Raw genomic sequence first — 23,687 nt, forward strand, 5'->3', positions numbered from 1 at the left:
TGAAAAACTTCAAACTTGTTTCTAAATGTCTTCGTCGATGTCCTCCGCGTCGCTCTGTTCGTCGTAGTCGTCACCGCGGCCACTATCGCCGTCGCTCCCATCACTACCGCTCTCGCTCTCGTCGCTTTCGCCTTCGATTTCGCCGGCACTCCGATCAGTTTCTTCCGCATCGGCTCCGTCGCTCCCGTTCTGAGCGCTGTCACCGCTGTCGACTGGCTCTCCCGTCTCCGCCGAGTCGTCTGTTCCGTCGTCGGAATCCACCGCGCGCGAATCGGCGTCGCCGTCTTCGACACCGTCCGCTTCGGTAGTCGCTGCTGGAGCACGCTGCGCTTCGCCGCCGGGTTCGTCGCTCCGTTCACCCGCATCCGAGAGCGCGTCTCGCACCGCCTCCCGATCGACGGTCCCCGAGACCGTCCGCGGCAGCGACTCCGAGACCGCGAGCGTCTTGGGGAGTTTGAATCCGGCCAGCCGTTCGCGCGCGAACTCGAGCAGCCCGGTGCGGTCGATAGCGTCGGCCTCGGGGACGACCATCGCCGACACCCGTTCGCCCCACTGCGCGTCCGGAACGCCCACGACGGCCGCCTCGCGCACGTCCGGGTGCGAGCGAAGTACGTCGACGACCTCGCCGGGATCGACGTTCTCTCCACCGGTGACGATGCGGTCGTCCACGCGGTTCAACACCGTGAGCGCTCCGCGGTCGTCGAGCACGCCGACGTCGCCCGTGTGGAATCCGAACGGGCCGAACGACTCGGCGTTGGCCGCCGCGTTGTCGTAGTACCCGGGCGTCACGGTCGGTCCGTCGACGACGAGTTCGCCCGATTCGCCCGACGGCAGCGGCGTCCCCTGGCCGTCGACGACGGTCACCTGGGTCAAAAAGAGCGGTCGGCCGACGGTCTCGGGGTTCGCGAACGCCTCTCGGGGACGCGCGGTGGCGATCTGAGAAGCGGTCTCGGTCATCCCGTAGGTCGGGTACACCGGAACCGAGTAGTTCCGGCACCGTTCGATGAGATCCGTCGAGGCGGGAGCGCCGCCGAGCAGGACGACGCGGAGCGACTCCGAGAGCGTTCCGCGGCGGTCGAGCATCCGGCGGAGCATCGTCGGAACGAGCGAGACGGCGGTGGCCTCGTACCGTTCCAGGTCGTCCGCGGCCGCCCCCGCGTCGAACCCCTCGCGGAAGACCACCGTCATCCCGTACAGCGGCATTCGGAGAACGGGAGCGATCCCGCCCATGTGATGCAGCGAGAGCGTCACCAGCCAGCGGTCGTCCGGATCGAAGCCGAGTCGGAACACCGAGGCGACCGCGCTCGAAAGCAGGTTCCCGGTCGTCAGTTGCACCGCCTTCGGATCGCCGGTCGTGCCGGAGGTGAAGAGCACGAGTTGCCGGTCGTCGAGAGACCACTCCGCGGGGGAGACGGGGTCGGAGACGACGCCCGAGAGCGGCGCTGCGACCTCCGTTCGCGGTTCGTCGACGGTGAGCACGCGCGCCATCTCGGATCCGCGAGTGTCAGTCCCCCCGACGTCGTCGGTCGCACCGTCATCCTCGGTCTCGGTATCCCTCGCGTCGCTCTCGGACGTGCCGTCTTCTGCGTCGCTGTCGCTTCCGGGGTCTTCAGCGTCGCTTGCTCCCTCGGCGTCTTCTTCCCCCCCGTCGCTCTCGGCGTCTTCTTCCCCCCCGTCGCTCTCGACATTCCCCGACTCTCTGCCGTCCGCCGCGCGGACGACGGCGTCGACGACGGTCGCCTCCGTCTCGCCGCTGCAGACGACCGTCGACACGTCCGCGGTTTCGATCTGCCCGGCCAGTTCCCGAGCGGTGAGCGACTCGCCCATCGGGACGAGCGTGACGCCGAGCCGCATCGCCGCGTGGATGAGACAGACGTACTCGAGTCGGGTATCCAGCACCGCACCGAGGTGCGTTCCGGGTTCGACGCCCGCGGCGGCGAGTCGACCGGCGAGGTCGTCGACGAGCGTGTCGAGGTTCCCGAACGTGTAGACGTCGCCCGTGGCGGCGACGACGAGCGCCTCGCCGTCGGGGTCGATCTGAGCGCGGTGAGAGAGCCAATCGCGCATCTCACTTACGTTGGCGACGGCAGCGGCCTAAACTGTACTGCTGTCGACTGCGCGTGGGCGACCGCATCGGCACCGAGTCCCGGCGAACCCCGGGACCCGATCACGCCTCAGCGGCGTGTTCGACGTACTCGACGAGGACACCGCCGGTCGATTTCGGATGGAGGAACGCGACTTCGTGGCCCCACGCGCCCGGCCTGGGTCCCTCGTCGACGAGGTCGACGCCGACGCTCCGGGCCCGATCCAGCGCGGCCGCGACGTCGTCGGTCCGGAGGGCGACGTGGTGGATCCCGGGTCCCTGTCGGTCGAGAAACCGGGCGATCGCGCCGTCCTCGGCCGGTTCGAGGAGTTCGAAGTAGCCCCCGTCGAGGTCGAGGAACCGGACCGCCATCCCGTCGAGGGTCTCCTCGTGGACCACGGGCGCGTCGAAGAGCGCCTCGAACGTCGCCGCGAGGTCGGCCCCGTCGGTCGTCGCGATCCCCAGGTGATCGAAGGTCATCGTCATAGCCGGACCGTCGCGGGTACGGGAAATAAACGTGGTCCCGGGTCGATCTCGGTGACACGGTCGGTGTCCTCGTCGGAACGCCGCCGGTACAGCCTCGGGCGATACCCGCCGAGCGACTGTCCGGTCGGTGCTTGCCGAGCGACTGTCCGGTCGGTGCTTGCCGAGCGACTGTCCGGTCGGTGCTTGCCGAGCTACTGCCTCGGTTGATACTCTCCGAAGGTCTCGCGCAACACGTCGGAGATCTCCCCGACGGTCGCGTACGCCTTCACCGCGTCGACCATCGGGGGGACGAGGTTCTCCTCCCCCGCCGCCGCTGCTCGGACGGCTGTCAGTGCGGCCTCGACTTCCTCGCCGTCGCGCTCGTCCTTCACGTCCTGAAGCCGCTCTTGCTGCCGCTCCTCGTCTTTCTCCTCGACCTCCTCGATCTCGACGCGGGGCTCCTCGTCGACCTGGTACTCGTTGACGCCGACGACGACGCGCTCGCCCGATTCGATCTCCCGCTGACGCTCGAACGCGACGTCCTGGATCTGTCGCTTCACCCACCCCGACTCCACCGCGTCCAGCATCCCGCCGCGGGCGTCGATCTCGTCGAGGATCGCCCTCGCCTCCGCCCCGATGTCGTCGGTGAGCGATTCGACGTAGTAACTCCCGCCCAGCGGGTCGATGGTGTCCGCGACGCCCGATTCGTGCGCGAGGATCTGCTGCGTGCGCAGCGCCGTCCGCACCGACTGCTCGGTCGGCAGCGACAGCGCCTCGTCCTTCCCGTTGGTATGGAGGCTCTGGGCCCCGCCGAGGACGGCCGCGAGCGCCTGGTAGGCGACCCTGACGACGTTGTTCTCGACCTGCTGGGCGGTGAGCGTCGACCCGCCCGTCTGGGCGTGGAACTTCAGCTGTTTCGACTTCTCGCTTTCGGCACCGAAGCGTTCCGCCATGATTTGCGCCCACAGCCGCCTCGCGGCCCGGAACTTCGCGACCTCCTCGAAGACGTTGTTGTGGGCGTTGAAGAAGAAGGAGAGCTGCGGGGCGAACTCGTCGACGTCGAGGCCGGCGTCGAGCGCGGCTTCCACGTACTCGATGCCGTCGCCGAGCGTGAACGCGATCTCCTGGGCGGCGGTCGATCCGGCCTCGCGGATGTGATACCCCGAGATGGAGATGGTGTTGAAGTTCGGGACCTCGCTCGCGCAGAACTCGAAGACGTCGGTGATGAGCCGCATCGACGGCTTCGGCGGGTAGATGTAGAGGTTGCGCGCGATGTACTCCTTGAGGATGTCGTTCTGGATCGTCCCGCGGAGCTGCTCGCGGGGGACGCCCTGCTGGTCGCCGATCGCGACGTACATCGCGAGCAGCACCGCCGCGGGCGCGTTGATGGTCATCGACGTCGACACCTCGTCGAGGGGGATCCCGTCGAAGACGACCTCCATATCGCGGAGGCTGTCGATGGCGACGCCCGCCTTCCCGACCTCGCCGGCCGCCATCGGCGCGTCGGAGTCGTAGCCCTTCTGGGTCGGCAGGTCGAACGCCATCGACAGCCCCGACGAGCCCTGCTCGATCAGGTAGCGGAAGCGCTCGTTCGTCTCCCGGGCGGTCCCCATCCCCGCGTACTGCCGCATCGTCCACAGTCGCCCGCGGTGCATCGTGGGGTACACCCCGCGCGTGTAGGGCTCCTCGCCCGGAAAGCCGAGGTCGTCGCCGTAGTCGAGATCGGAGACGTCTTCGGGCGTGTAGAGCCGTTCGACCGCCTGGCCGCCGGTATCGGTGGTGAATCGGTCCTTCCGCTCCCCGAACCGGTCGAGCGTCGGCGCGAGGGTCTCCTCCTCCCACTCGCGTTTGGCCTCCCGGATCGTCGCGAGGTCGTCGGGGTCGAACATACTCGGAGCTGTGCGTCCGACCGGTATTGAACCTGTCCGACGGTTCGGGCGCTCGGCCCGAACGGCTGGGAGCCGATCGAAGGGAACAGGTCCATTACGGAAGCCGACGAACGGCGATCCATGGCCGAAGAAGTCGACCCCGACCGCGTCCGCGGCGGTCAGATGACCGACGCGGAGATCGACGCCTTCCTGCAGGAGCAGGGGACCGGCGTTCTCTCCCTGGCCGACGACGGCCAGGCGTACGCCGTCCCGATCTCGTTCGGGTACGAGCGGGGCCGCGCCGTGTTCTCCTACTGGCAGTTCAGACCCGACAGTCGAAAGGTCGCCTACAGCGAGGCGACCGAGCGGGCGTGTCTGGCGGTGTACGACATCGAAGCGCAACAGGACTGGCGGAGCGTCCTCGCGTTCGGTCCGATCCGAGAGCTCACGACCAAAGAGTGGGGGGACGTGGGCGAACTGATCGACGAGAACGCGTGGTCCCCGGACCTCACGGGCGTCGGCCGGAGACAGCTCTCGGTCGTCGGTTACGAGATGGAGATCGAGGAGGTGACCGGCTTGCAGCGGCGGCCCGGTGGGAGATAATAAGAGAGGATATCGAGCACGGGGTCGACGTGCGGAAGTCGCCCGCCCACGGCCGCCGCCGGTACGAGCGGTCTGCCCACGACGAACTCCGCCGAGGAACACGCGCCACTCGCACTCACGACGCGCGTTCGCCACGCTTTTGCTATCGGCCCCCCTCGCATCGAGCAACTATGTTTGGCGGAGGCGGTATGAACCCGCGGAAGATGCAGCAGATGATGGAACAGATGGGGATCGACGTCACCGAACTCGACGTCGAGGAGGTCGTGATCAAGACGAGCGAGGAGGACCTCGTCTTCTCCGACGCGCAGGTGACTCGGATGGACGCGCAGGGACAGCAGACCTACCAGGTCGTCGGCGAACCCGAGTCCCGGGAGTCGACAGCGGGCGACTCCACCGGCTCGGCGGCCGAGCTCGAAAGCGGCGACGAGAGCGGCGGAAGCGACGCCGGTATCCCCGACGACGACGTCGAACTCGTCGCCCAGCGCGCCGGCGTCGGCTCCGAGACCGCCCGCGAGGCGCTCGAAGCGACCGACGGCGACCTGGCGGCCGCGATCGCCCGACTGGAGTGAGTTACCTCCTCGTCCACGACGACCGGGAGTACCTCCGCGCGCCGGGCGACGAACTGCAGACGGATCTCGGCGTCCTGGACGTCCCCGAGGACGTCGAACCCGGCGACGTCTTGGAGACGCACCTGGGGGAACCCTTCGTCGTCCGCCGACTGAGAGGCCCGGACCTGTTCAACCACTTCGAGCGGACCGGCGCGCCGATGATGCCGCGGGACGTCGGCCTCGTCGTCGGTCACACCGGCATCGCCGCGGGCGACCGCGTCCTCGACGCCGGGACCGGGACGGGCGTCCTCGCGGCCTATCTCGGTCGGATGCACGCCGACGTGGTCTCCTACGAGATCGACCCCGACTTCGCCGAGGTCGCCCGGGAGAACATGCGGCTCGCGGGCGTCGACGAGCGCGTCGACGTCAGGACGGGAGACCTCTCGGCGGAACTCGATACCGCCGTCGACGACGGGCCGTTCGACGCGATCACGCTGGACACCGGCGACGCGCCGGCCGTCGTCGCTCGCGCGCCGGATCTCCTGGCCGACGGCGGCCACGTCGCGGTCTACTCGCCGTTCGTCGAGAACAGCCGCGAAGCGGTCCAGGCGGCCCGGGAGGCCGGCCTCGTCGACGTCGAAACGTACGAGACCATCCAGCGGGAGATGGACTTCGGCGATCGCGGTTCCCGCCCCTCGACCGCGGGCGTCGGCCACACGGGCTATCTGACGTTCGCGCGCAACGAGTGACTCGTCGGCTCACGGGGGAGCAAATCGCCGCGTCCTCCTCGTCTCGCGCTCCCGAGGCTTCTGCAGTCCCGACGACGCGTCGAATGCGGCCTACCGGATCGACCGCAGCATCGAGAACAGTTCGTCGCGAGCGCGTTCGGGATCGAACGACTCGGGGCCGGGGACCGAGAGCGGGTAGGCCCCGCCGCCGAGGAGGTACTCGCCGTCCCCCGCCGCCCACGCCGCGAAGTACGCCTCGACGGGTACCGTCCGGCCGTCGAGGCGGACGCGGGCGCGGTAGCGCGTCGCCTCGGTCACCGGGAGAGTAGCGTCAGTACCCGCACTCGTGTCGTCTGAGGGATCTCGGTCCGCTCCGACGTCGAACCGTCGCGCGTCGGCGCGATCGATCGATTCGAAGCCCCGCTCTCCGAGTACATCGACGAACCGCGAGTTGGCGCGCTCCGTGACCAACGCGGAGAGGGTACGCGACGGCGGGTTCGCCGGACGGATCCGGAGCCGACTCGCGAAGACGAAACGCCACGTCACCGCCGTGTCCGCCACGTCGGCGAGTCGCTCGCGCAGGTCGACGTCCTCGTAGATCCGCGTGTTCGCGGTGACGGTCACGACGCGGACGTCGAACGGCGTCGTGCGCTCCTCCGAGACGAGCCGCCAACCGTCGGGAACGTCGAGCGTCGGCGGGGGGACGTCGGAAGCCACAGTGAGACGTGAGGGGCGCGCGACTTATACTGTCGGACGCATCGGATACCGAGAATCGCCGTCCGACCCACGACTGTCTCTCGGAGGAAAACCCGACGCCTCAGTTCAACGCGTTGACCAACCCTTTTGCGATCTGCGGCCGTGGGGGGTACTATGGCAATCGCGCGTCACGGCACGGGGTCCCGAGCCGCGGCCGCAGCGCTGACCTCCCAGATACATCCGGTGTTTATGCTCCCGCCGCTGGCCGCGAGCGTCTTCGGCGCCGTCCTCGCGGGACGGTTCGCTCCCGGTCCCCTCGGACTGCACGCCGCCGCGACCTTCTTCGCGGTGTACACGGCCCACGTGAAGGACGGCTACGTCGACTTCTACCGTCGCGGGGAGGACGACGACCACCCGTTGACGGAGGCGGGCTGCCGGTGGGCGCTCGCGGGCGCGACGCTCTGCTTCGTGACCGTGACGGCTTCGCTCGGGGTCGTTGCCGGACCCGTGACGGCCCTACTCACGGGACCGATGTGGGTCCTCGGATACCTCCACGCTCCGCAGTCGGACACCAACCCGGTGACCACGACCCTCGGCTATCCGCTCGGCATCGCGCTCGCCGTCGTCGGCGGTCAGCACGCCCAGACCGGAGCCGTCGCCGTCGAATCGCTCGCGTTCGGCCTCGTCCTTCTCGTCACGCTCGCGGGCGTGAAGATCATCGACGACGCGACCGACTACGCGTACGATCGGTCCATCGGGAAGCGGACGGTCGCGGTAGCACTCGGCGTCCCCCGTGCGCGCCGCCTGGCCTACGCGCTGCTGTACGCCGGGTTCACGCTCGTCCTCGTCTTCACTATCGACGGCGTGTTTCCACGCGCAGCGCCGCTCGCGGCGGTCGCGTTCGGCCTCGTCGCAGTCGTCGCGTCGGGGGCGGACCCGCCGGTGGCGACGATGCTTCTCATCCGGGGCGCGTACGTGTTTCTCGCGGGGCTCGTCGTCGCCGTCTGGTTCCGGCCGCTGGCGGGCGTGCCGCTCCCCGATATCGGAATTCTCGGCCCCTACACGTACCTCGCGACCGAGGTAGTGTTCGGCGGGCTCGCCCTCGCGCTGCTCCGGCGGGCGGGTGCGGTGTGGCGGGCGGCGCGAACCGTGCTCGCGCTCTATCCGCTCGCGTTCGTCTGGGACTGGTACACGCTGACTGTCGGGGTGTTCGAGATCCGGCTCCGAACGGGGGTGCAGGTCGCCGGAATCCCCCTGGAAGAGCACCTGTTTATGATCGTCGTCCCCGCACTCGTCGTGGGCGTCCACGAGACGCTAGCGCGTCAGGACGAGTGAGTGCTCGTCCCGACACGGGCCGGTCCGGCACCGACTGCGTATGCGACGGGCTCAGTGGTCGTCCTCGCGCCACTTGTGCCCGCACTCGACGCAGGTGAAAAAGCGGGTCTCCGACTCGTCGGCCGAGCGGATCTGCTTCATCTCGTAGCGCGCGCGGTCGTGCCCGCACTCCGGACAGATCACCGTCGTCGTCGGACCGATCTCGGCGTCGTCGACGTCGGACATGTCGACGACCTCGCTGTCTTCACGCTCCGCCGTCGAGGTCATCTCGGCCTCCTTGTCCGCGTCGCGGGCCTTCTCGTAGCCGCAACTGCCGCAGACCCAGACGTCGCCGTCGGTCTTCATCATCGAACCGCATTCGTCGCAGAACTCCATTATACCCCGACGGAAGACGCTTCAGCGACTTAAGTAACCGGGATCCGGTGGGAGGGCAACGGACTCCGAGGTCCGAGACGGATGTTGAAACGTCTTAATACCGCGGTGCGAAGGGGCGGGTGTGACTGACGATGGCGCCCTCTCCGAACAGGCGAAAGAACGGCTCGCCGACGTCGTTCGCCTGCAGCCGACGAAGAACAAAGAGCTCCAAGAACAGTGGGGGATGGACTCCGGCAGCGAGGTGCATCAGTACCTCGAAGGAACGCTGAAAGACTACTACTACCGCGACGACAACAGCCTCATCCGAGCGACCGCCGACGCGGCCGATCTCGTCGACGTCGACCCCGGCGTCGAGGGCGGCGACGGGGACGCGGGTGGGATCCCGTCGGTGATCCGCGTGCCGGAACTCGAAGCCCGGGTGTTCGAGGTCCTGGCCGATCACGACGAGCGGTCCGAGAGCGTCGTGAGCGTCCTCAACAAGGTCCGCGACGCCTTCGACGAGGACCCGCCGGTCGAGGACGTCCGTCAGGCCCTGCAGAGCCTCCGGCGGAAGGGCGCCGTCGAGGTGATCTACCGGACGGTGCCGACGTTCCGCCTCGCCGCGCCGCGCGGGGAGATCGACGTCGAAGTGACGGACTGATCTCGTCGCGTTCGCGAGTCCTCGCGGACACGACCGCACAGTGTCGTGTCAGACCGTCAGTCCCGTACGGTCTCCCGCTCACGAACCCGCTCGCGCCGCCGCCGGAGGAGCCGCTTGATCCCTTTTCCGGGCCCGCCCTCGATCGGCCACCCGCGGCTCCGCCAGGCGGGCGGTTCGGGCTCGAATTCCGGACACGACCCGGCGCACTCGGCGGCCGTCTGTGACCGGCCGTTCGCGGCGCAGTGGGGGACGAGCGCGCGCCCGAAGCGTCGGAGCTCGAAGTGGCGGCAGTCCGGTCGCATCGTCTCGTGGTAGGAGCGCCACCCCCGTCCGTAGGCGCGCTCCGCGAGTTCGAGCCGCCGACGCCGTCTCTCCTCGTCACCGCTGGCGTCCGGAGGCGTCACCTCGCTCGGGTACCACTCGACCGTCCCGACCGAGTCGTTTTCGATCGGGACGACCGCACCGGCGTCAGCGTCGAACGACAGCGTCACGATCCCCACGTCGACGGGCAGATCCTCCAGGAGCGCCGGTTCGATTCGGCTCCCGGTCGCCTCGGTCGCCACCCACACCTCGTCGGCCAGGGCGGCCTCGACGTCGTGTTCCAACTGCCCGGCGAGCGCCCGCGCCGCCGACGCGTCGAGGTCGGGTTTGTTCTCGATCGCGACGATCCGCCGGAGCCAGTCGGGATACGGCGCGATCCGTCTGATCTCGATCCGGTTCCCCTGTCGTCGCTTCTCCACGACTCCGCGGTCGGCCGCGCGGTGGACGGCGGCGCGGACGTACCGCCACGGGTAACCCGGGTGAGGAAGCGCATTCCGATACCACTCCCACTCGGCGGGCGCGTGGCGGACGACGTGCAGGAGATCAGAGTCCAGCTCGCGCTCGCCGAACTGCCGGCGGGCCGCGAGCCCGTCGGGATCGCACTCTAAGACGACGGTGTCCCAGCGGCGCCGCTTCGTGCCGAGCTGCCGCGACACGACGACGGCGCTCTCGCGAGTCGAACCGGGCGGCCACGACGTCTCGGCCCACCGGCAGACGAGTAACTCGAACCCGAACTCGGCGTCTCCGGGGTACACGCGTGTCGGCCCCGTCGGCTACGCGAGGTACTTCCCGTCCTCGGTCTCGCCGTTCTCCGCGGCCAACTGGTCCAGATACTCGTGGGCCCGCTCGAAGATCTCGCGGGGGCCGTCCTGCGTGATCGTGTTGAGCGCCTGCTCGTAGTCCCGCCACTGGAGGTCCCGGTGCTCGTTCGAGAGCTCCGCGCTCGCCTCGAACGACCGCGCGATGAACAGGTGGACGGTCTTGTGGATCGTCCTGCCGTTCGCCTCGAAGACGTAGTCGTACTCCTCGCGGAACCCGTCGATGAGGCGGAAATCCTCGATTCCCGCCTCCTCTTTCACTTCTCGAATCGCCGTCTGCTGGAGCTCCTCTTCGCCCTCGACCCCGCCTTTGGGGAACTCCCAGTCCCCCGGTCGGCTCTTCAGGAGTAAATACTCCCGTTCGCCGCGGGTGTCGCGGAAGAGGATCGCTCCAGCGCTTACCGCTTCCACTGTCATTAGCTACACAAACCAGACAGGACGTTAAGAGGCTATCGGACGTTGGAGGGCGGCGACCGCACGCGCCCCACGGCACACGGCCGCGGACCCGTCACGCCCCCGTGACGACGATCGAGTTCATATACGATCGAGCGGCCAGGGGTGCTGTGACGTAGGATTCGTCCCGCGTCGGGCCGCGGTGGCTCGGCACGTCGACGCGGGAACGACGGTCGCGATCGAAACGGGGCGTCGCGACCGAGCGCGTGTGCCGACTGTTCGCCCAGATCGCGTGCGCCTCACGAGGACTGTCGTAGACGCTTGCCAGTGCACGCGGCCGCGGGGGGTCGCGGTCGCCGGAAGCGCGGCTCAAACCGTCGGGGAACCGTTGTATCGGCGCACCAGGAAGCCGCGGCACTCAACTGGCCCTGCTGACGAAGAGCCGGACGGCACGACGCAGGCCTCACAGTCGAGTGCGACCCTCCGATGGATGTACTTTTACCGCTCGGTGCCGACCTCTCTCCTAACCCAGCGAGATCCCAGCCATGACCTTCGTCACGAAACTCCGCTTCCAGTCGGGGAACCGCTACGAACTGGAATCGGAGGTCTCAGACCTCAAGTCGATGCTCGAACGCAAGGGCGCGGAGTGCAAGGGCCCGCACGCGGACCCGCCCGAGCGAATCACCGTCCCGCAGTACAAGTCGCTGCAGCCCGGCGACGCGTTCTCTGCGTGGGACTACACCGTCTACTCGCGGCAGCTCGAGATCCACGGCAACGACCACATCGCCCGCGAGGTCGGCCACATGGACTTCCCGGAGAGCCTCCACGTCGAGATCGAGGTCGAACAGCAGAAGCCCGCCGGTCACCTGCAGAAGTAGCGCGGCGCCGGAGCCGACGAGCGAACCGAAGGCCCCGGACGACGCCGGGGACGGGATCAGCCCTCGTTTTGCAACACTTCGACGACCCGAGCGGTGCCGCGGTGCGTCGACTCGTCGAACGACTCGATCTCGATCCTGACCTTCGCGTCCAGGAGCGACGGGTCAGCGTCGGGCAGCTCCAGGACCGTGTCGCCGACGCGGACGAGCAGGCCGTCGTCGCTCCGACCGGTGACGAACACCGGGACCTCGTCGCCGACCTCGAACGACGGGGTCGACGACCGGAGCCGGAGGCCGGCCAGGAACTTGTCGAGACGGCTCATACGCGGCTCACCTCCTCGCTCGCGCGGTCGGAGACGTACTCGCGGCCGTAGCCGGTCCACGCCGCCAGCAGGAAGACCGCCACGAGGAACCAGCCGTGGAAGACGAACGGGAACACCGAGGCCGGGTTGACGACCATCGCCTGCGTGAACCACTCGTATTGGTCCGGGAGGCGCTGCATCGCCGAGTAGCCGGCGAGCAGGCCGCCGCCCCACGGGAAGATGTACCCGAGCGCCGCCGTGTTGGCGTCGAGGATGTTGGCCCGCCGGTAGCCGTTGATGTTGAACCGACGCCCGATCGTCTTGATGTAGGGCGCGATGGCGATCTCGGCGGCGGTGTTGATCGTGATCATCGCGTTGACGATGGCCGTCCCGAGGACCATCGTCGTCTCGGCGCGGCGGACCGTGGTCGCGACGCGTTCGAGCAGGAACTCCTGGATCGCGTCGAAGCCGCCGCCGCGCTGCATCAACTGGGCGGCCGCGACGATGAGGAGCACGAGAACGATCAGCGGGAAGAAGCCCACCGCGCCGGTGTAGAGGCTGCCCGAGACCGTCGCGCCGCCGGGATCGACGGGGACGATCAGCGCGCCGACGATCGGGATCGCGTCCATCGACTGGACGAGCGCGGACTCGCGGGAGGCCTCGAACGCGACGATCGCCGAGGCCTCAGAGAGCCCGAGCAGGAGGTTCAGCACCACCGAGAGGACGATCCCCCACGATATCGCCTCGACGATGTGGCGGCCGCGGACCGCGGTCACGATCACGACGCCGATCGAGGCGAGGTGGACCAGTCCGAGCGCGGTCCCCTCGCCGCCGGTCGAGGCGGCGGCGATCGGCGTGCCCTGCATCGCCTGGCCGGCGAGCAGGTACGCCGCGAACGCGAAGACGGCCGCGACGATCGCGTACTTGAACCGCGAGGCGACGACGCCCCCGATGTCGGCGTCCTGCGTCACCGCGGAGACGATCGTCGTGTCGCTCACGGGCGCGAGGTTGTCGCCGAAGACCGCCCCCGAGAGGATCGCGCCGAACAGGAGGACCGGGTTCGCGCCGATCGCGACGCCCGCGGGGAACACGAGCGCGGTGAACGCGATCGCGGTCCCGTAACCGGTGCCGATCCCCGTCGCCAGGAGCGCCGCGAGGATGAACGTGATCGCCGGGAACAGCGCCGCACCGACTCGCAGGGCTTCGGCGGCCCAGACGAGGCCGTCGACGAACCCGCCGACCTGGATAGTCTCGGCGAACATCCCCGCCCACAGCCAGGCGACGATCGCGGTCGCGGCGACCCGTTGGGTCATCCCGTCGAAGAGGATGTCGGCGTAGGTCTTCCAGGAGCCGCGGACGAAGAACATCCCGACGATCAATCCGACCAGGATCCCCACGATGAGGCCGCTGGTGTCGCCGATGCCGAGCAGTCCGCTCTGGACGATCGCCCAGAGGATGAAGAAGGCGATGGGGATCGCACTGGCGGCACGCCCCCCATAGAACCGGAGTGCCGTCGATTCGTCGGTGCTGGTACTCATCGGCCGAGTTGTCGGTAGCGTCCCGGATAAACGAACCGATCCATTGGACGGTCGTGCCGTGGGTATCGGGCACACCCACATCACCGGAACTGCTGCCGACGCGATTTTACCGTCCGCCGTCCCAGGAGGTGATATGACTGATTCCGACCTCGTCGAACTGCGACGCGACCTACATCGCCATCCCGAACCCGCCTGGCGCGAGTTCTACACCACCGCACGCGTCGTCGAGGAACTGGAGAAGCGGGACCTCGACGCGCTCTACGTGGGGCCGGAGGCGCTCGCCGAGGAGGACCGCGTCGGCGTCCCCGACGAGGACGAACTCGGCGCGTGGCTCGATCGCGCCCGCGACGCCGGGGCGCGAGGAGACCTCCTAGAGCGACTCACTGGTGGTTCCACCGGCGCGGTCGCGGTCGCCGAGCGCGGCGACGGTCCGACGGTCGCTCTCCGCGTCGACATCGACGGGCTCCCGATTACGGAGTCGAGCGCGGGCGACCACCGCCCCGCGGCCGCCGGCTTCCGATCCGAGAACGAGGGGTACATGCACGCCTGCGGGCACGACGCCCACGCGACCATCGGAATCGGCGTTCTGGACGCCGTCCTCGACAGCGACTTCGCGGGAACGCTGAAGGTGTTCTTCCAACCCGGCGAGGAGCGGATCGTGGGCGGCGAGCCGATGGCCGAATCGGGGCACCTCGACGACGTCGACTATCTGCTCGCGGTGCACGTCGGCCTCGACCATCCGACCGGCGAGATCGTCGCCGGGATCGACGGCTTCCTGGCGGTCTCGCAGTTCGAGGCGGAGTTCGTCGGGACGCCCTCGCATGCGGGTGCGCGACCGGAGTCGGGCGACAACGCGATGCAGGCCGTCGCGACGGCCATCGAGAACCTCTACGGGATCCCGCGTCACTCCGACGGCGCGACGCGCGTCAACGTCGGCGTCGTCGAGGGCGGAACCGCGACGAACATCGTCGCCGAGCGCGTCGCGATCGAGGGGGAGGTCCGCGGCGAGACCACCGAGTTGATGGAATATATGGACGAGAAGGCCCGCCGTGTCCTCCGGTCGGCCGCGGAGATGCAGGGCTGCGACGTCGGGATCACTACCGCCGGCCGCGCGCCCTCGGCGCGGAGCGACGACGAACCCCGAGACGTCGTCGCGGCCGTCGCCCGCGACACCGACGGGATCACGTCGGTGCTCGAATCGGACCGCCTCGGAGGGAGCGAGGACGCGACGTACCTGATGCGCCGCGTACAGGAACGCGGCGGAGCGGCCGCGTACGTCGGCGTCGGCACCGACCACCCCGGCGGCCACCACACGGCCACTTTCGACGTCGACGAGGCGAGCATCGACCACGGCGTCGACGTGCTCTCGCGAGCCATCGTCGAACTCGGCCGACGTCGTCGGTGATCTCCCGTGCGGCCGTCCGGTCGAATTCGGTTCGGGATCGTCCGACCACCGTCAGACTCTCCGGAAAGTATTTGATCCGGATTCAGTGATACACACAGGGATGAACAGTCGAACTATCGACGTGGTGACCGACTGGGAGACGGTCTCCGCGCCGGACGGATACGAGGGGCTCCACGAACTCGCCGACGGGGAGTTCAGCGGGGCCGTCTCCGCCGGGATGACGTGGGCGTTCTTTCTGAACGGCCGCGTCGTCGGCGTCTTCGAGGGGGGAATCGAGGACTTCGAGCACGCCGAACTGACCGCCTACCGCGCGGCAGATCCGAGCCTTCCGCTCTTGTTTTCGATGCAGGAACGCGGCGGGGAGACACGGGCGAGTTACTACACGAACGAGACGCCGCTGTCGGAGGCGGACGGGACGCTGTCGAACGGCGGTTTTACCGGCTATATCGAGCTTTCTGAGAACGTACTCTCCGGGGACTACTACGTCGTCTACCACGGCGGGAAATCGATGAGCGCCGCCTTCGTCGGGAGTTCCGAACGCCTGATCACGGGCGAGGAGGCGTTCGAGACGGCCGCCGACGAGGTGGGGATCTACAAGGTGATCGACGTCGACGTCGAACTCGTCGAGATTCCGGAACCGCCGTCGGCCGACGACGCCGAACCCGAGGAACCGGCCGTCAGCGACGCCGAGGACGGGGACGGCCCAGCGGATACAGCCGACGAGCCGGCCGAGCGAGGCGACGACTCCGAGAGCGAGGCAGACGCGGCAGACGAAGCCGACGGCGACGACGGGGTCACGGCATCCGACGAGGGAGAGACAGGCCCCGAGTCGGGCGACGCCGCGGAAGCGGGGACGGGAGCGGAGCCGCAGTCCGGGGCGGAGGCCGGAACGGAGCCGCAGTCCGGGGCGGAGACCGGAACGGAGCCGCAGTCCGAGACGGATCCGCAGACCGGAACGACACGGACCGAGGCGGAGCCGGCCGCCGGAGCGACGGCCGCGACGGCTCCCGAAGACGACGAACCCTCGGTGCCGACGGGGCAAGAACCCGATCGCGAAGAGCGGTCTCCGACGGCGGACGAGCGGCAGACCGAAGGGCCGGAACCCGAACCGATGACGGACGCCGAACCCACCGAAGCCGCCGCACCGGAGGGACCGGCGGCCGCCGAATCGGCGACCGGCCAGTCGAGCGAGGGGAGCGCCGTCTTCTCCGACGAGGAGCGCTGGCGCGAGGCGAAGACGATCCCGTCGCTCGACCCGAGCGCGTCCAGCGGGAACGGGACCACCGTCGGGACGGGCGGCGACGGTTCGGATCGTCAGTCCGCACGCGAGCGCGTCGCGCGGATGCAGCGGGACCGGAGCGCACGCAAGGCGGCTCGCGAGCGCGCGGCATCGGGATCGTCGCCGTCGGGGTCGCCGTCGGGGTCGCCGGCGAAGGCGAGCGCCCGGGAGTCCCCGCCGGCGGCGGGCGAGGGCGTCGAGCGGCTGAAGAAGCGACTCTCGCGGGCACGGGACAGGGTCGAAACGCTCGAAGCCGAGCGGGACGAACTGGCGGCGGCACGGGACGAACTCGAACGGGAGCGCGCGGAGCGAGACCAGCGGATCGAGGAGCTCGAAACCGAGGGCGAGGCGCACCGCGAGCGCATCGAGGAACTCGAAGCCGAACGCGACACGCTCGAAGCGGAAGTCGAGCGTCTCGAATCGGAACTCGAAGCGGTCTCGCCGGACGGTGAGAACGCGCGGCAGACGACGATGTCCCCCGATCAGGCGCTCTCGGGGACGAACCTGTTCGTTCGGTACGACCGAAAGGGAGAGGCGACGCTGGAACACGCACACGACGGCGAGGCCACCCGCGAGGACGTCAGCGGCAACCTCCGGCTCGAACATCACACCACGTTCGAGACCGACGGGCTGGTCGTCGACGGACGGCCGTACGTGGAGTTCCTGCACGACAGCACCGAGTACTCGTTCGCCCACTGGCTCGTGACCGACCTGCTCTACGAGATCGGACAGACCGGGAACCGGTCCGGACTCGCGGGCGTGTTCGACGCGATACCCGACGTCGACCGCATCGAACTGTACGGCACGGTCGGCGTCGAGGGCGACGACGGCGTCGAGCAGCGCGACTTCGACGTCATCTTCCGCGACAAGATGGGCGATCCGCTGTTCGTCGCGGACATCAACGCCTCCAGGAACGCGACGACGGAGGCGATGGTCGACTCGCTGGTGACCAACACCGGCACCATCGCGGCCGAGGACGACTCGCTCGCGGCGGGGTTCTACGTCACCGAATCCTTCTACGAACCGGGAGCGCTGGAGACGGTCGCGGAGGAGACCGGCGGCGGACTGCTCTCGCGGTCGAGCAAACTGTCGTACGTGAAACTGTCGCGAAAACAGGGCTATCACCTCTGTCTCGCCGAGGCTCGAAACGGCGAGTTCCACCTGAACGTCCCGGACCTGTAGCGGGTGCGGGACGGAGACGATATACGAAAAAACGCTCGCGGCTGGCCGTCAGTTCTCGACTTCGACGGTCTCTTCGATCTTCATCTCGTCGAGTTTGTCGACGATCTCGTCGAGTTTCCCGTCGAGTTCGTCGACGAACTCGGCGGTCCGTTCGGTCGTGATCGCTCCCTGGCTCGACGGTTCGATGAGGTTCTCCTCTTCGAGAACGCGAAGCGAATAGCGTACCTTGTGGTGGGGGTAGCCGGTCTCGTTCGACATCTTCACGATCCCGATGGGTTCGCTCTCGATGACCATTCTCAGGACCTGCAAGTGGCGTTCGAGCATATCCACTTCCTTTTCGAGTCGATCTATCATGTCATCTGTTAACTTGTCTGGGCAGGATTTAAATGTTGCCCTCCGGACCGCAGAACGGTCGACGGGGGGTCGGACCCCCAACCCGCACGGGAGTTGTTACCGAGTACGAGCGGGGGTGTAAATAACGGTTCGGGTCGATTCTCACGCGGCGAATCGCCGGCGTCTCTCGCGGGAGTCCACCGGGGCCGAGCGGTGGAGCCGTCCGATCGAGCCACGCCGGTCCGCCGGGCTGTTACCGGCGCGCGCTCGCGGACCGTAATGGGTTTTACCGGGGGCGGAGAACCGCCGTGTATGACCGTCACGATCGTCGGCTCCCAGCTCGGCGACGAGGGCAAGGGCGCGCTCGTCGACCTGTGGGGAGGCGACGCCGACGTCGTCGCCCGGTATCAGGGCGGCGACAACGCCGGCCACACCGTCGTCGAGGACGGCGACGAGTACAAGCTTTCGCTGGTCCCGAGCGGGGCCGTCCGCGACAAGGTCGGCGTGCTCGGAAACGGCTGCGTCGTCAACCCGAAGACGCTGTTCTCGGAGATCGACGACCTCCGCGATCGGGGGCTCGACCCGGACGTCCGCGTGGCCCGACGCGCACACGTGATCATGCCGTACCACCGCCGACTCGACGGCATCGAGGAGGAGGCGAAGTCCGACTCCGACCTCGACGCCGGCACGACGGGGCGCGGGATCGGGCCGACCTACGAGGACAAGGCCGGCCGTCGCGGCATCCGCGTCGGAGACCTCCTCGATCCGGAGGTCCTCCGCGACCGCCTCGAGTACGTCGTCCCCCAGAAGCGCGCGCTGGCGGAGGACGTCTTCGGCGTCGACCCCGACGAGGCCTTCGACGTCGACGCCGTCTTCGAGGAGTACCGCGAGATCGGCGAGCGCCTCCGGGAGGAGTCGATGACCGTCAACGCCGGGGAGTTCCTCGGCTCGCACCTCGACGACGGCGACGACGTCCTGTTCGAGGGCGCACAGGGAACCTCGATCGACATCGACCACGGCATCTACCCGTACGTCACCTCCTCGAACCCGACCGCGGGCGGCGCGTCGACCGGGACGGGGATCGGTCCGACCGTCGTCGGCCGCGGCGAGGTCGTCGGCATCGTCAAGGCGTACCTCTCGCGGGTCGGCACCGGGCCGCTCCCGACGGAACTGACCGGCGACGACGAGGACCTCGCGGACTACATCCGCGAGAAGGGCGGGGAGTTCGGGACCGTCACCGGCCGTCCCAGGCGGATCGGCTGGCTCGACATCCCGATGCTCAGACACGCCGCTCGCGCCAACGGCTTCACCGGGATCGCCGTGAACCACATCGACGTCCTCGCCGGCTTAGAAGAGGTGAAGGTGGGCCACTCCTACGACCTCGACGGCGAGGAACGGTTCACGATGCCCGCGACGACCGAGCGCTGGGGTCGCTGTGAGCCGAACCTCCGCGAGTTCGACACCTGGCCGGAGGTCGACTGGACTGCCGTCGCCGAGGAGGGCTACGACGCCATCCCCGAGAACGCGCGGACGTACCTCGACTACGTCTCCGAGGAGGTCGGAGCACCGGTCTACGCCGTCGGGGTCGGTCCCGACCGCGCTGAGACGATCGAACTGACGAACCCCTTCGAGGCGTAAGCACCGACCGTCTCGGGGACGCGACTCCGGAGGTCGCGAACCCGTAGCCTTTTCACCGCCGCTTGCCTTCCGTAGCGTGATGAAAGAGTCTCTGATGGACATCCTCTGTGATCCCCTCGACAAGAGCGACCTCGAACTCGAAGTCGACGAGCGCGACGGCGAGGAGATCATCGAGGGACGACTCGTCGGGACCGTCACGGGCGAAGTGTACCCCATCGAGGACGGCATTCCGAACCTGCTGCCGCCGGACATGCGCGACGAGGAGTGAGAACGGAAAGACCGCGAACGCGGTGGTGGTGACCGACAGGTGCAGTGAGTCGTCCGGGACGACGGCCTCGCGGCCAACCCGACAGTTTTATCGAAGCACGACGGTTCGCACACAGGTGACTCAGTGACGATGGTCTCGGCTGTGCAACTCCTCGACGTCGTTCTCAACGGCCTGACGATCGGAATGGTGTACGTCCTCGTCGCCGCCGGTCTCTCGGTCGTCTTCGGGGTGATGGGCGTGTTGAACCTCGCACACGGGGAACTCCTCGCACTCGGGGCCTACTTCGCGTTCTCGCTCGTGACGGGATTCGGTGCCGGCGGGTTCTGGCTGGCGCTGATCGCGGTGCCGGTCCTGGTCGGACTCCTCGGCGCGCTCACCGAGCGCGGACTCATCAACCGCGTGTACGGCCGCGGCCAGTTGGCGCAGATCCTCCTCACGTTCGGACTCCTGCTCATCATCTTCGACCTGAAGCGGTTCGTCTGGGGGAAGAGCCCGAAGTTCTTCTCGCCGCCGTCGCTCCTCGATCAGACGGTCACGCTCTTCGGATTCTCCTACTCGGGATACAGTTACTTCATCATCGCGGCCGGCGCGGTGCTCTCGGTCTCCATCTGGGCGCTCCTCAGATACACGCGGTTCGGCCTGGTCGTCCGGGCGGGGTCGGAAGACCGGGAGATGGTGCGCAATCTCGGCGTGGACATCGACCGGTATTACACGCTCGTGTTCGGGTTCGGCGCGGCGCTCGCGGCGTTCGGCGGCGTCGTGCTCGGCGGCTACCAGAACGTCAGCCTCGAGATGGGCAACGCGGTCATCATCCCGGCGTTCGTGATCGTCGTCCTCGGCGGCCTCGGGAGCTTCCGCGGGGCCGTCGCCGGCGGCCTGCTGGTCGGCATCGTCCAGAGCGCGGTCACGACGTTCGTGCCGCAGGTCCAAGGGGTCGTGGTCTTCCTCCTGATGATCGGCGTGCTCCTCGTTCGCCCCGAAGGGCTGTTCGGCGGGACGAGCGAACGGGTCGACGCCGGCCGATCGGAACCCAGCGAGTTCGTGGGCGGTCTCGGAGGCGGCGTCCTCAGCGACCGCTGGCGGTCGAGAGTGGGGATCGGTGTCGTCGGCGTGTTGACGCTCGTCCCCGTGTTCGACGGGATCCTCTACTCGGACTTCGTCGTGTCGCTGCTGATCACGGTGCTCATCTGGGCCCTGTTCGCGATGAGCCTCGACGTCGTCCTCGGCTACACCGGGCTGATCTCGCTCGGTCACGCGCTGTTCTACGGACTGGGGGCGTATGCGGCCCTCTTGACGCTGTTGCACGTCTCGCCGTCGGCGTTCGCCGCTCTGGGAATCGCGGTGGCGGTGAGTGCGCTCACGGCCTGGATCGTCGGTCACCTCGCGATTCGCGTCTCGGGGGTGTACTTCGTGATGATCACCCTGGCGTTCGCCGAGATCGTCCATCGAGCGGTGTTCAAGATCGACGCGACGGGCGGAAGCAGCGGACTGTTCGGCGCACCGGAACCGCTGTACGGGTTCGGCACGTCCGGGATCCGGTTCAGCGAGGTACTCGTCGGCGTCGAACCGCTCGCCTTCACCGGCGACTCCCTGTTTTATTACTTCCTGCTCGCGGTGGTCGTCGGATCGTATCTCTTCCTCCGGCGGATAATGAGCGCCCCGTTCGGGAGCGTGCTGCGGTCGGTCCGAGAGAGCGAGTTGCGATCGCGGTTCATCGGCTACGAGGTGCGGTCGGTCAAGCGACAGGCGTTCGTCATCAGCAGCACTCTCGCCGGACTCTCGGGCGCGCTGTTCGCGCTTTACAACGGCTTCGTCTCGCCGGACCTCATGAACTGGATCAACAGCGGCAACGCGATCATTATGGTCGTTCTCGGCGGCTCCGGAACGCTCTACGGCCCGATGCTGGGCGCGACCGTCTTCACGCTCATCGAGCGGCAGCTCTCGTCGGTGATCCCTTGGTGGCGACTGTTGCTCGGGGCGCTTTTCGTCCTCGTCGTGCTCTTCCTCCCGACGGGACTGGTTTCGCTGCCGAAGCGGCTTCGGGACGTTCGCACCCGGGAGACCGGCGCGAGAGTCGGGACGAGCGAGGACGCCTCGGAGGTCGAGGCCGATGACTGACGGCGCGGGCGAGCGGAACCCGACCGACGAGGCGCTGCTCCGAACGAGAGGCCTCACGAAACGGTTCGGGGAGTTCACCGCGGTCGACGGCGTCGATCTGGCCATCGACCGGAACGAGTTCCGCAGCATCATCGGACCGAACGGGGCCGGCAAGACGACGCTCTTCAACCTGATCAGCGGGGCGATGCGTCCCACCGAGGGTTCGATCCACCTCGCGGGGACCGACATCACGGACTTCACGCCCGCAGAACGGGTCGGCGCGAATCTCGCACGCTCGTTCCAGTTGACGACGGTGTTCAACGGGCTGTCGGTGCGCGAAAACGTCCGGCTGGCCGCGCAGTCGGCCCGGTTCGACGAGATGTCCGCGGTGAAGCGGCTGTTTTCTGATCCGGAGAACCTCGAGGGGATCAACCGTCGAACCGACACGGTCGTGGACCAACTCGGCCTGAGTGACGTTGCCGAAATCCAGGCCAGCGACCTCTCGTACGGGGAACGGCGGCGACTCGAAGTCGGCCTCGTTCTGGCGACCGACCCCGAAGTGGTGTTACTGGACGAGCCCACGGCCGGAATGGGCAGCGACGAGACGGCGGCGACGATGGACCTGATCGAAGACGTGCTGGCCGAGAAGACGGTCGTCCTCGTCGAGCACAACGTGGATCTCGTGATGCGGGTCTCGGATCGGATCACGACGCTGAACGGCGGTCAGGTGGTCGCGACGGGAACGCCCGAAGAGGTCGCGTCCGACGACCGCGTACAGGAGGCGTACCTCGGAGGGTACACCGTATGAGGGGGCTCGGCAGTGACGCGAGATCTGCGTCCGGGTGGACGCGCAGAACGCCGACTCGTGGTGGTGACTCTGGATGACAACGCGGAGGAGACTCGGGATGGCAACGTGGAAGACGCACTGGATGACAACGCGGAGGAGACTCGGGATGGCAACGTGGAGGAGAGATTGGATGGCAACGTGGGGGCACGCTGAATGACGCGCGAGGCGACTCCGCGGCCGGAGCCCCGACGGCTCGACGATCCGCTGCTCCGTGTCGAGGACGTGACGGCGGGATACGGGGCGACGACCGTGTTGCAGGGCGTCGACTTCGACGTCGGCGACGGCGAAGTCGTGGGACTCGTCGGCCGGAACGGCGTGGGCAAGACGACGACGCTCAGGGCGATCACGGGAACCATTACGCCGCGTTCGGGGACGATCACCTACGAGGGCTCGGACATTACCGATCTCGGCCCCGAAGAGACCGTCCAACGTGGGATCGCGCTCGTCCCCGAGGAGCGTCGGATCTTCGGGGGCCTCAGCGTTCGTGAGAACCTCGAACTCGCCGAACTCGGGGGGGCAGACGGGTCGTTCGGGTGGGACATCGAAGAGGTGCTGGACACCTTCGAGAACCTCGCGAACGACCAGACGGCGGCCGGAAGCACGCTCAGCGGCGGCGAACAGCAGATGCTCGCGATCGGACGGGCGCTCGTCAGCAACGCCCGGACACTCCTGCTCGACGAGCCCACGGAGGGTCTCGCGCCGTACGTGGTCGAACGCGTCGTCGAGACGATCGAGACCCTGCGGCGGCAGGGAATGACCGTCGTGCTCGTCGAGCAGAACGTCCAGATGGCCCTCGACGTCTGTGATTACGTGTACGTGGTGGAGAACGGGCGGATCGTCCACGAGAGCACGAGCAGCGCGCTCGCGGCCGACGAGGAGACGCTCAACAGGTATCTGGGTGTCACCCTGGACGGCACGGTCGATCACTGACCGCAGAAGCCGTTTGACCCGGTCCCACTCGGCCGCACTCCACCGGGGCACCGCACTGCCCCGACGATCCGGGAACGAGGACCCGGACCGCAGTCCGTATTGTTTTATATCAGACCTCAA

Annotated in this window: 23 protein-coding genes; 13 read left to right on the forward strand and 10 right to left on the reverse strand. The window is 68.1% G+C overall.

Annotated elements, in window-relative coordinates:
* Positions 1-21: 21 nt before the first annotated feature.
* The 3 genes from NO876_RS05975 to NO876_RS05985 all read right to left on the reverse strand — a co-directional run bounded on the left by NO876_RS05975 (position 22) and on the right by NO876_RS05985 (position 4,437).
* Positions 22-2,067 (reverse strand): AMP-binding protein, encoded by a 2,046-nt coding sequence (locus NO876_RS05975; RefSeq protein WP_256420774.1) that lies wholly within the window; start codon positions 2,065-2,067, stop codon positions 22-24.
* A 100-nt stretch (positions 2,068-2,167) separates the two neighbouring features.
* A complete protein-coding gene (mce, locus tag NO876_RS05980; RefSeq protein WP_256420940.1) occupies positions 2,168-2,563 on the reverse strand; it encodes a methylmalonyl-CoA epimerase in 396 nt (131 codons plus the stop codon).
* A gap of 197 nt (positions 2,564-2,760) precedes the next feature.
* Positions 2,761-4,437, reverse strand: coding sequence for an acyl-CoA mutase large subunit family protein (locus NO876_RS05985; RefSeq protein ID WP_256420775.1), 1,677 nt, complete (start codon positions 4,435-4,437; stop codon positions 2,761-2,763).
* A gap of 120 nt (positions 4,438-4,557) precedes the next feature.
* Between NO876_RS05985 and NO876_RS05990 the strand changes: the two genes are divergently transcribed.
* The 3 genes from NO876_RS05990 to NO876_RS06000 all read left to right on the forward strand — a co-directional run bounded on the left by NO876_RS05990 (position 4,558) and on the right by NO876_RS06000 (position 6,316).
* Positions 4,558-5,019: a pyridoxamine 5'-phosphate oxidase family protein gene (locus tag NO876_RS05990; RefSeq protein ID WP_256420776.1), complete on the forward strand. Its 462-nt coding sequence runs from the start codon at positions 4,558-4,560 to the stop codon at positions 5,017-5,019.
* Between the two features lie 170 nt (positions 5,020-5,189).
* Entirely contained in the window at positions 5,190-5,588 is a 399-nt protein-coding gene (locus NO876_RS05995) for a nascent polypeptide-associated complex protein (protein ID WP_256420777.1), read from the forward strand.
* The gene (locus NO876_RS06000) at positions 5,585-6,316 is read left to right on the forward strand and encodes a methyltransferase domain-containing protein (protein WP_256420778.1); all 732 of its coding nucleotides are present in this window, start codon (positions 5,585-5,587) and stop codon (positions 6,314-6,316) included. Before NO876_RS05995 ends, NO876_RS06000 begins: the two co-directional genes overlap by 4 nt.
* A 90-nt stretch (positions 6,317-6,406) precedes the next feature.
* Here NO876_RS06000 and NO876_RS06005 read toward each other — a convergent pair whose 3' ends face one another.
* Complete coding sequence (locus NO876_RS06005) at positions 6,407-7,012, reverse strand: DUF6517 family protein (RefSeq protein ID WP_256420779.1); 606 nt, start codon at positions 7,010-7,012, stop codon at positions 6,407-6,409.
* A 153-nt stretch (positions 7,013-7,165) separates the two neighbouring features.
* Between NO876_RS06005 and NO876_RS06010 the strand changes: the two genes are divergently transcribed.
* Positions 7,166-8,326, forward strand: coding sequence for a lycopene cyclase domain-containing protein (locus NO876_RS06010; RefSeq protein ID WP_256420780.1), 1,161 nt, complete (start codon positions 7,166-7,168; stop codon positions 8,324-8,326).
* Between the two features lie 51 nt (positions 8,327-8,377).
* Here NO876_RS06010 and NO876_RS06015 read toward each other — a convergent pair whose 3' ends face one another.
* On the reverse strand, positions 8,378-8,701 hold the full coding sequence (locus NO876_RS06015; RefSeq protein WP_256420781.1) for a transcription factor S: 324 nt from the start codon (positions 8,699-8,701) through the stop codon (positions 8,378-8,380).
* A gap of 121 nt (positions 8,702-8,822) precedes the next feature.
* On the opposite strand from NO876_RS06015, the gene NO876_RS06020 reads away from it, so the two are divergent.
* Positions 8,823-9,341: a DUF5797 family protein gene (locus tag NO876_RS06020; RefSeq protein WP_256420782.1), complete on the forward strand. Its 519-nt coding sequence runs from the start codon at positions 8,823-8,825 to the stop codon at positions 9,339-9,341.
* A 56-nt stretch (positions 9,342-9,397) separates the two neighbouring features.
* Here the strand turns inward: NO876_RS06020 and NO876_RS06025 are convergent, their stop codons facing one another.
* Positions 9,398-10,417: a DUF5787 family protein gene (locus NO876_RS06025; protein ID WP_256420783.1), complete on the reverse strand. Its 1,020-nt coding sequence runs from the start codon at positions 10,415-10,417 to the stop codon at positions 9,398-9,400.
* Between the two features lie 18 nt (positions 10,418-10,435).
* Positions 10,436-10,897, reverse strand: coding sequence for a bis(5'-nucleosyl)-tetraphosphatase (locus NO876_RS06030; RefSeq protein ID WP_256420784.1), 462 nt, complete (start codon positions 10,895-10,897; stop codon positions 10,436-10,438).
* Between the two features lie 521 nt (positions 10,898-11,418).
* On the opposite strand from NO876_RS06030, the gene NO876_RS06035 reads away from it, so the two are divergent.
* The gene (locus NO876_RS06035) at positions 11,419-11,751 is read left to right on the forward strand and encodes an uS10/mL48 family ribosomal protein (protein ID WP_103991805.1); all 333 of its coding nucleotides are present in this window, start codon (positions 11,419-11,421) and stop codon (positions 11,749-11,751) included.
* 56 nt (positions 11,752-11,807) lie between these two features.
* On the opposite strand, the gene NO876_RS06040 is transcribed toward NO876_RS06035, so the two are convergent.
* Positions 11,808-12,071, reverse strand: a complete 264-nt coding sequence (locus NO876_RS06040; protein WP_256420785.1) for a DUF7513 family protein — start codon at positions 12,069-12,071, stop codon at positions 11,808-11,810.
* Positions 12,068-13,588 carry a Na+/H+ antiporter NhaC family protein gene (locus NO876_RS06045; protein WP_256420786.1) on the reverse strand — a complete coding sequence of 507 codons (1,521 nt, stop codon included), beginning with the start codon at positions 13,586-13,588 and terminating at the stop codon, positions 12,068-12,070. Before NO876_RS06045 ends, NO876_RS06040 begins: the two co-directional genes overlap by 4 nt.
* 133 nt (positions 13,589-13,721) lie before the next feature.
* Here NO876_RS06045 and NO876_RS06050 point away from each other — a divergent pair, with 133 nt between their 5' ends.
* Together NO876_RS06050 and NO876_RS06055 are read left to right on the forward strand one after the other, a co-directional pair.
* Positions 13,722-14,993 (forward strand): amidohydrolase, encoded by a 1,272-nt coding sequence (locus NO876_RS06050; protein WP_256420787.1) that lies wholly within the window; start codon positions 13,722-13,724, stop codon positions 14,991-14,993.
* Between the two features lie 100 nt (positions 14,994-15,093).
* On the forward strand, positions 15,094-17,454 hold the full coding sequence (locus NO876_RS06055) for a DUF7527 domain-containing protein (RefSeq protein WP_256420788.1): 2,361 nt from the start codon (positions 15,094-15,096) through the stop codon (positions 17,452-17,454).
* Positions 17,455-17,502: 48 nt separating this feature from the next.
* On the opposite strand, the gene NO876_RS06060 is transcribed toward NO876_RS06055, so the two are convergent.
* Positions 17,503-17,808, reverse strand: a complete 306-nt coding sequence (locus NO876_RS06060; protein ID WP_103991800.1) for a hypothetical protein — start codon at positions 17,806-17,808, stop codon at positions 17,503-17,505.
* Between the two features lie 291 nt (positions 17,809-18,099).
* Here NO876_RS06060 and NO876_RS06065 point away from each other — a divergent pair, with 291 nt between their 5' ends.
* The 5 genes from NO876_RS06065 (at position 18,100) to NO876_RS06085 (ending at position 23,567) form a co-directional block, all read left to right on the forward strand.
* Entirely contained in the window at positions 18,100-19,425 is a 1,326-nt protein-coding gene (locus NO876_RS06065; protein WP_256420789.1) for an adenylosuccinate synthase, read from the forward strand.
* 79 nt (positions 19,426-19,504) lie between these two features.
* Positions 19,505-19,693, forward strand: a complete 189-nt coding sequence (locus tag NO876_RS06070) for a methytransferase partner Trm112 (protein WP_199722983.1) — start codon at positions 19,505-19,507, stop codon at positions 19,691-19,693.
* A 129-nt stretch (positions 19,694-19,822) separates the two neighbouring features.
* Positions 19,823-21,811, forward strand: coding sequence for an ABC transporter permease (locus NO876_RS06075; protein ID WP_256420790.1), 1,989 nt, complete (start codon positions 19,823-19,825; stop codon positions 21,809-21,811).
* The gene (locus NO876_RS06080; protein WP_256420791.1) at positions 21,804-22,598 is read left to right on the forward strand and encodes an ABC transporter ATP-binding protein; all 795 of its coding nucleotides are present in this window, start codon (positions 21,804-21,806) and stop codon (positions 22,596-22,598) included. The genes NO876_RS06075 and NO876_RS06080 overlap by 8 nt, the downstream gene beginning before the upstream one ends.
* 192 nt (positions 22,599-22,790) lie before the next feature.
* Positions 22,791-23,567 (forward strand): ABC transporter ATP-binding protein, encoded by a 777-nt coding sequence (locus NO876_RS06085; protein ID WP_256420792.1) that lies wholly within the window; start codon positions 22,791-22,793, stop codon positions 23,565-23,567.
* Positions 23,568-23,687 lie beyond the last annotated feature (120 nt).

The sequence above is a fragment of the Halobellus rarus genome (genome assembly GCF_024494595.1).
Taxonomy (GTDB): domain Archaea; phylum Halobacteriota; class Halobacteria; order Halobacteriales; family Haloferacaceae; genus Haloquadratum; species Haloquadratum rarum.

Coding starts and splice junctions, on each gene's coding strand:
- NO876_RS05975 (WP_256420774.1), bottom strand. CDS start 2,067: ATGCGCGATTGGCTCTCTCACCGCGCTCAGATCGACCCCGACGGCGAG.
- mce (WP_256420940.1), bottom strand. CDS start 2,563: ATGACCTTCGATCACCTGGGGATCGCGACGACCGACGGGGCCGACCTC.
- NO876_RS05985 (WP_256420775.1), bottom strand. CDS start 4,437: ATGTTCGACCCCGACGACCTCGCGACGATCCGGGAGGCCAAACGCGAG.
- NO876_RS05990 (WP_256420776.1), top strand. CDS start 4,558: ATGGCCGAAGAAGTCGACCCCGACCGCGTCCGCGGCGGTCAGATGACC.
- NO876_RS05995 (WP_256420777.1), top strand. CDS start 5,190: ATGTTTGGCGGAGGCGGTATGAACCCGCGGAAGATGCAGCAGATGATG.
- NO876_RS06010 (WP_256420780.1), top strand. CDS start 7,166: ATGGCAATCGCGCGTCACGGCACGGGGTCCCGAGCCGCGGCCGCAGCG.
- NO876_RS06015 (WP_256420781.1), bottom strand. CDS start 8,701: ATGGAGTTCTGCGACGAATGCGGTTCGATGATGAAGACCGACGGCGAC.
- NO876_RS06030 (WP_256420784.1), bottom strand. CDS start 10,897: ATGACAGTGGAAGCGGTAAGCGCTGGAGCGATCCTCTTCCGCGACACC.
- NO876_RS06035 (WP_103991805.1), top strand. CDS start 11,419: ATGACCTTCGTCACGAAACTCCGCTTCCAGTCGGGGAACCGCTACGAA.
- NO876_RS06040 (WP_256420785.1), bottom strand. CDS start 12,071: ATGAGCCGTCTCGACAAGTTCCTGGCCGGCCTCCGGCTCCGGTCGTCG.
- NO876_RS06045 (WP_256420786.1), bottom strand. CDS start 13,588: ATGAGTACCAGCACCGACGAATCGACGGCACTCCGGTTCTATGGGGGG.
- NO876_RS06050 (WP_256420787.1), top strand. CDS start 13,722: ATGACTGATTCCGACCTCGTCGAACTGCGACGCGACCTACATCGCCAT.
- NO876_RS06055 (WP_256420788.1), top strand. CDS start 15,094: ATGAACAGTCGAACTATCGACGTGGTGACCGACTGGGAGACGGTCTCC.
- NO876_RS06060 (WP_103991800.1), bottom strand. CDS start 17,808: ATGATAGATCGACTCGAAAAGGAAGTGGATATGCTCGAACGCCACTTG.
- NO876_RS06065 (WP_256420789.1), top strand. CDS start 18,100: ATGACCGTCACGATCGTCGGCTCCCAGCTCGGCGACGAGGGCAAGGGC.
- NO876_RS06070 (WP_199722983.1), top strand. CDS start 19,505: ATGAAAGAGTCTCTGATGGACATCCTCTGTGATCCCCTCGACAAGAGC.
- NO876_RS06075 (WP_256420790.1), top strand. CDS start 19,823: ATGGTCTCGGCTGTGCAACTCCTCGACGTCGTTCTCAACGGCCTGACG.
- NO876_RS06080 (WP_256420791.1), top strand. CDS start 21,804: ATGACTGACGGCGCGGGCGAGCGGAACCCGACCGACGAGGCGCTGCTC.
- NO876_RS06085 (WP_256420792.1), top strand. CDS start 22,791: ATGACGCGCGAGGCGACTCCGCGGCCGGAGCCCCGACGGCTCGACGAT.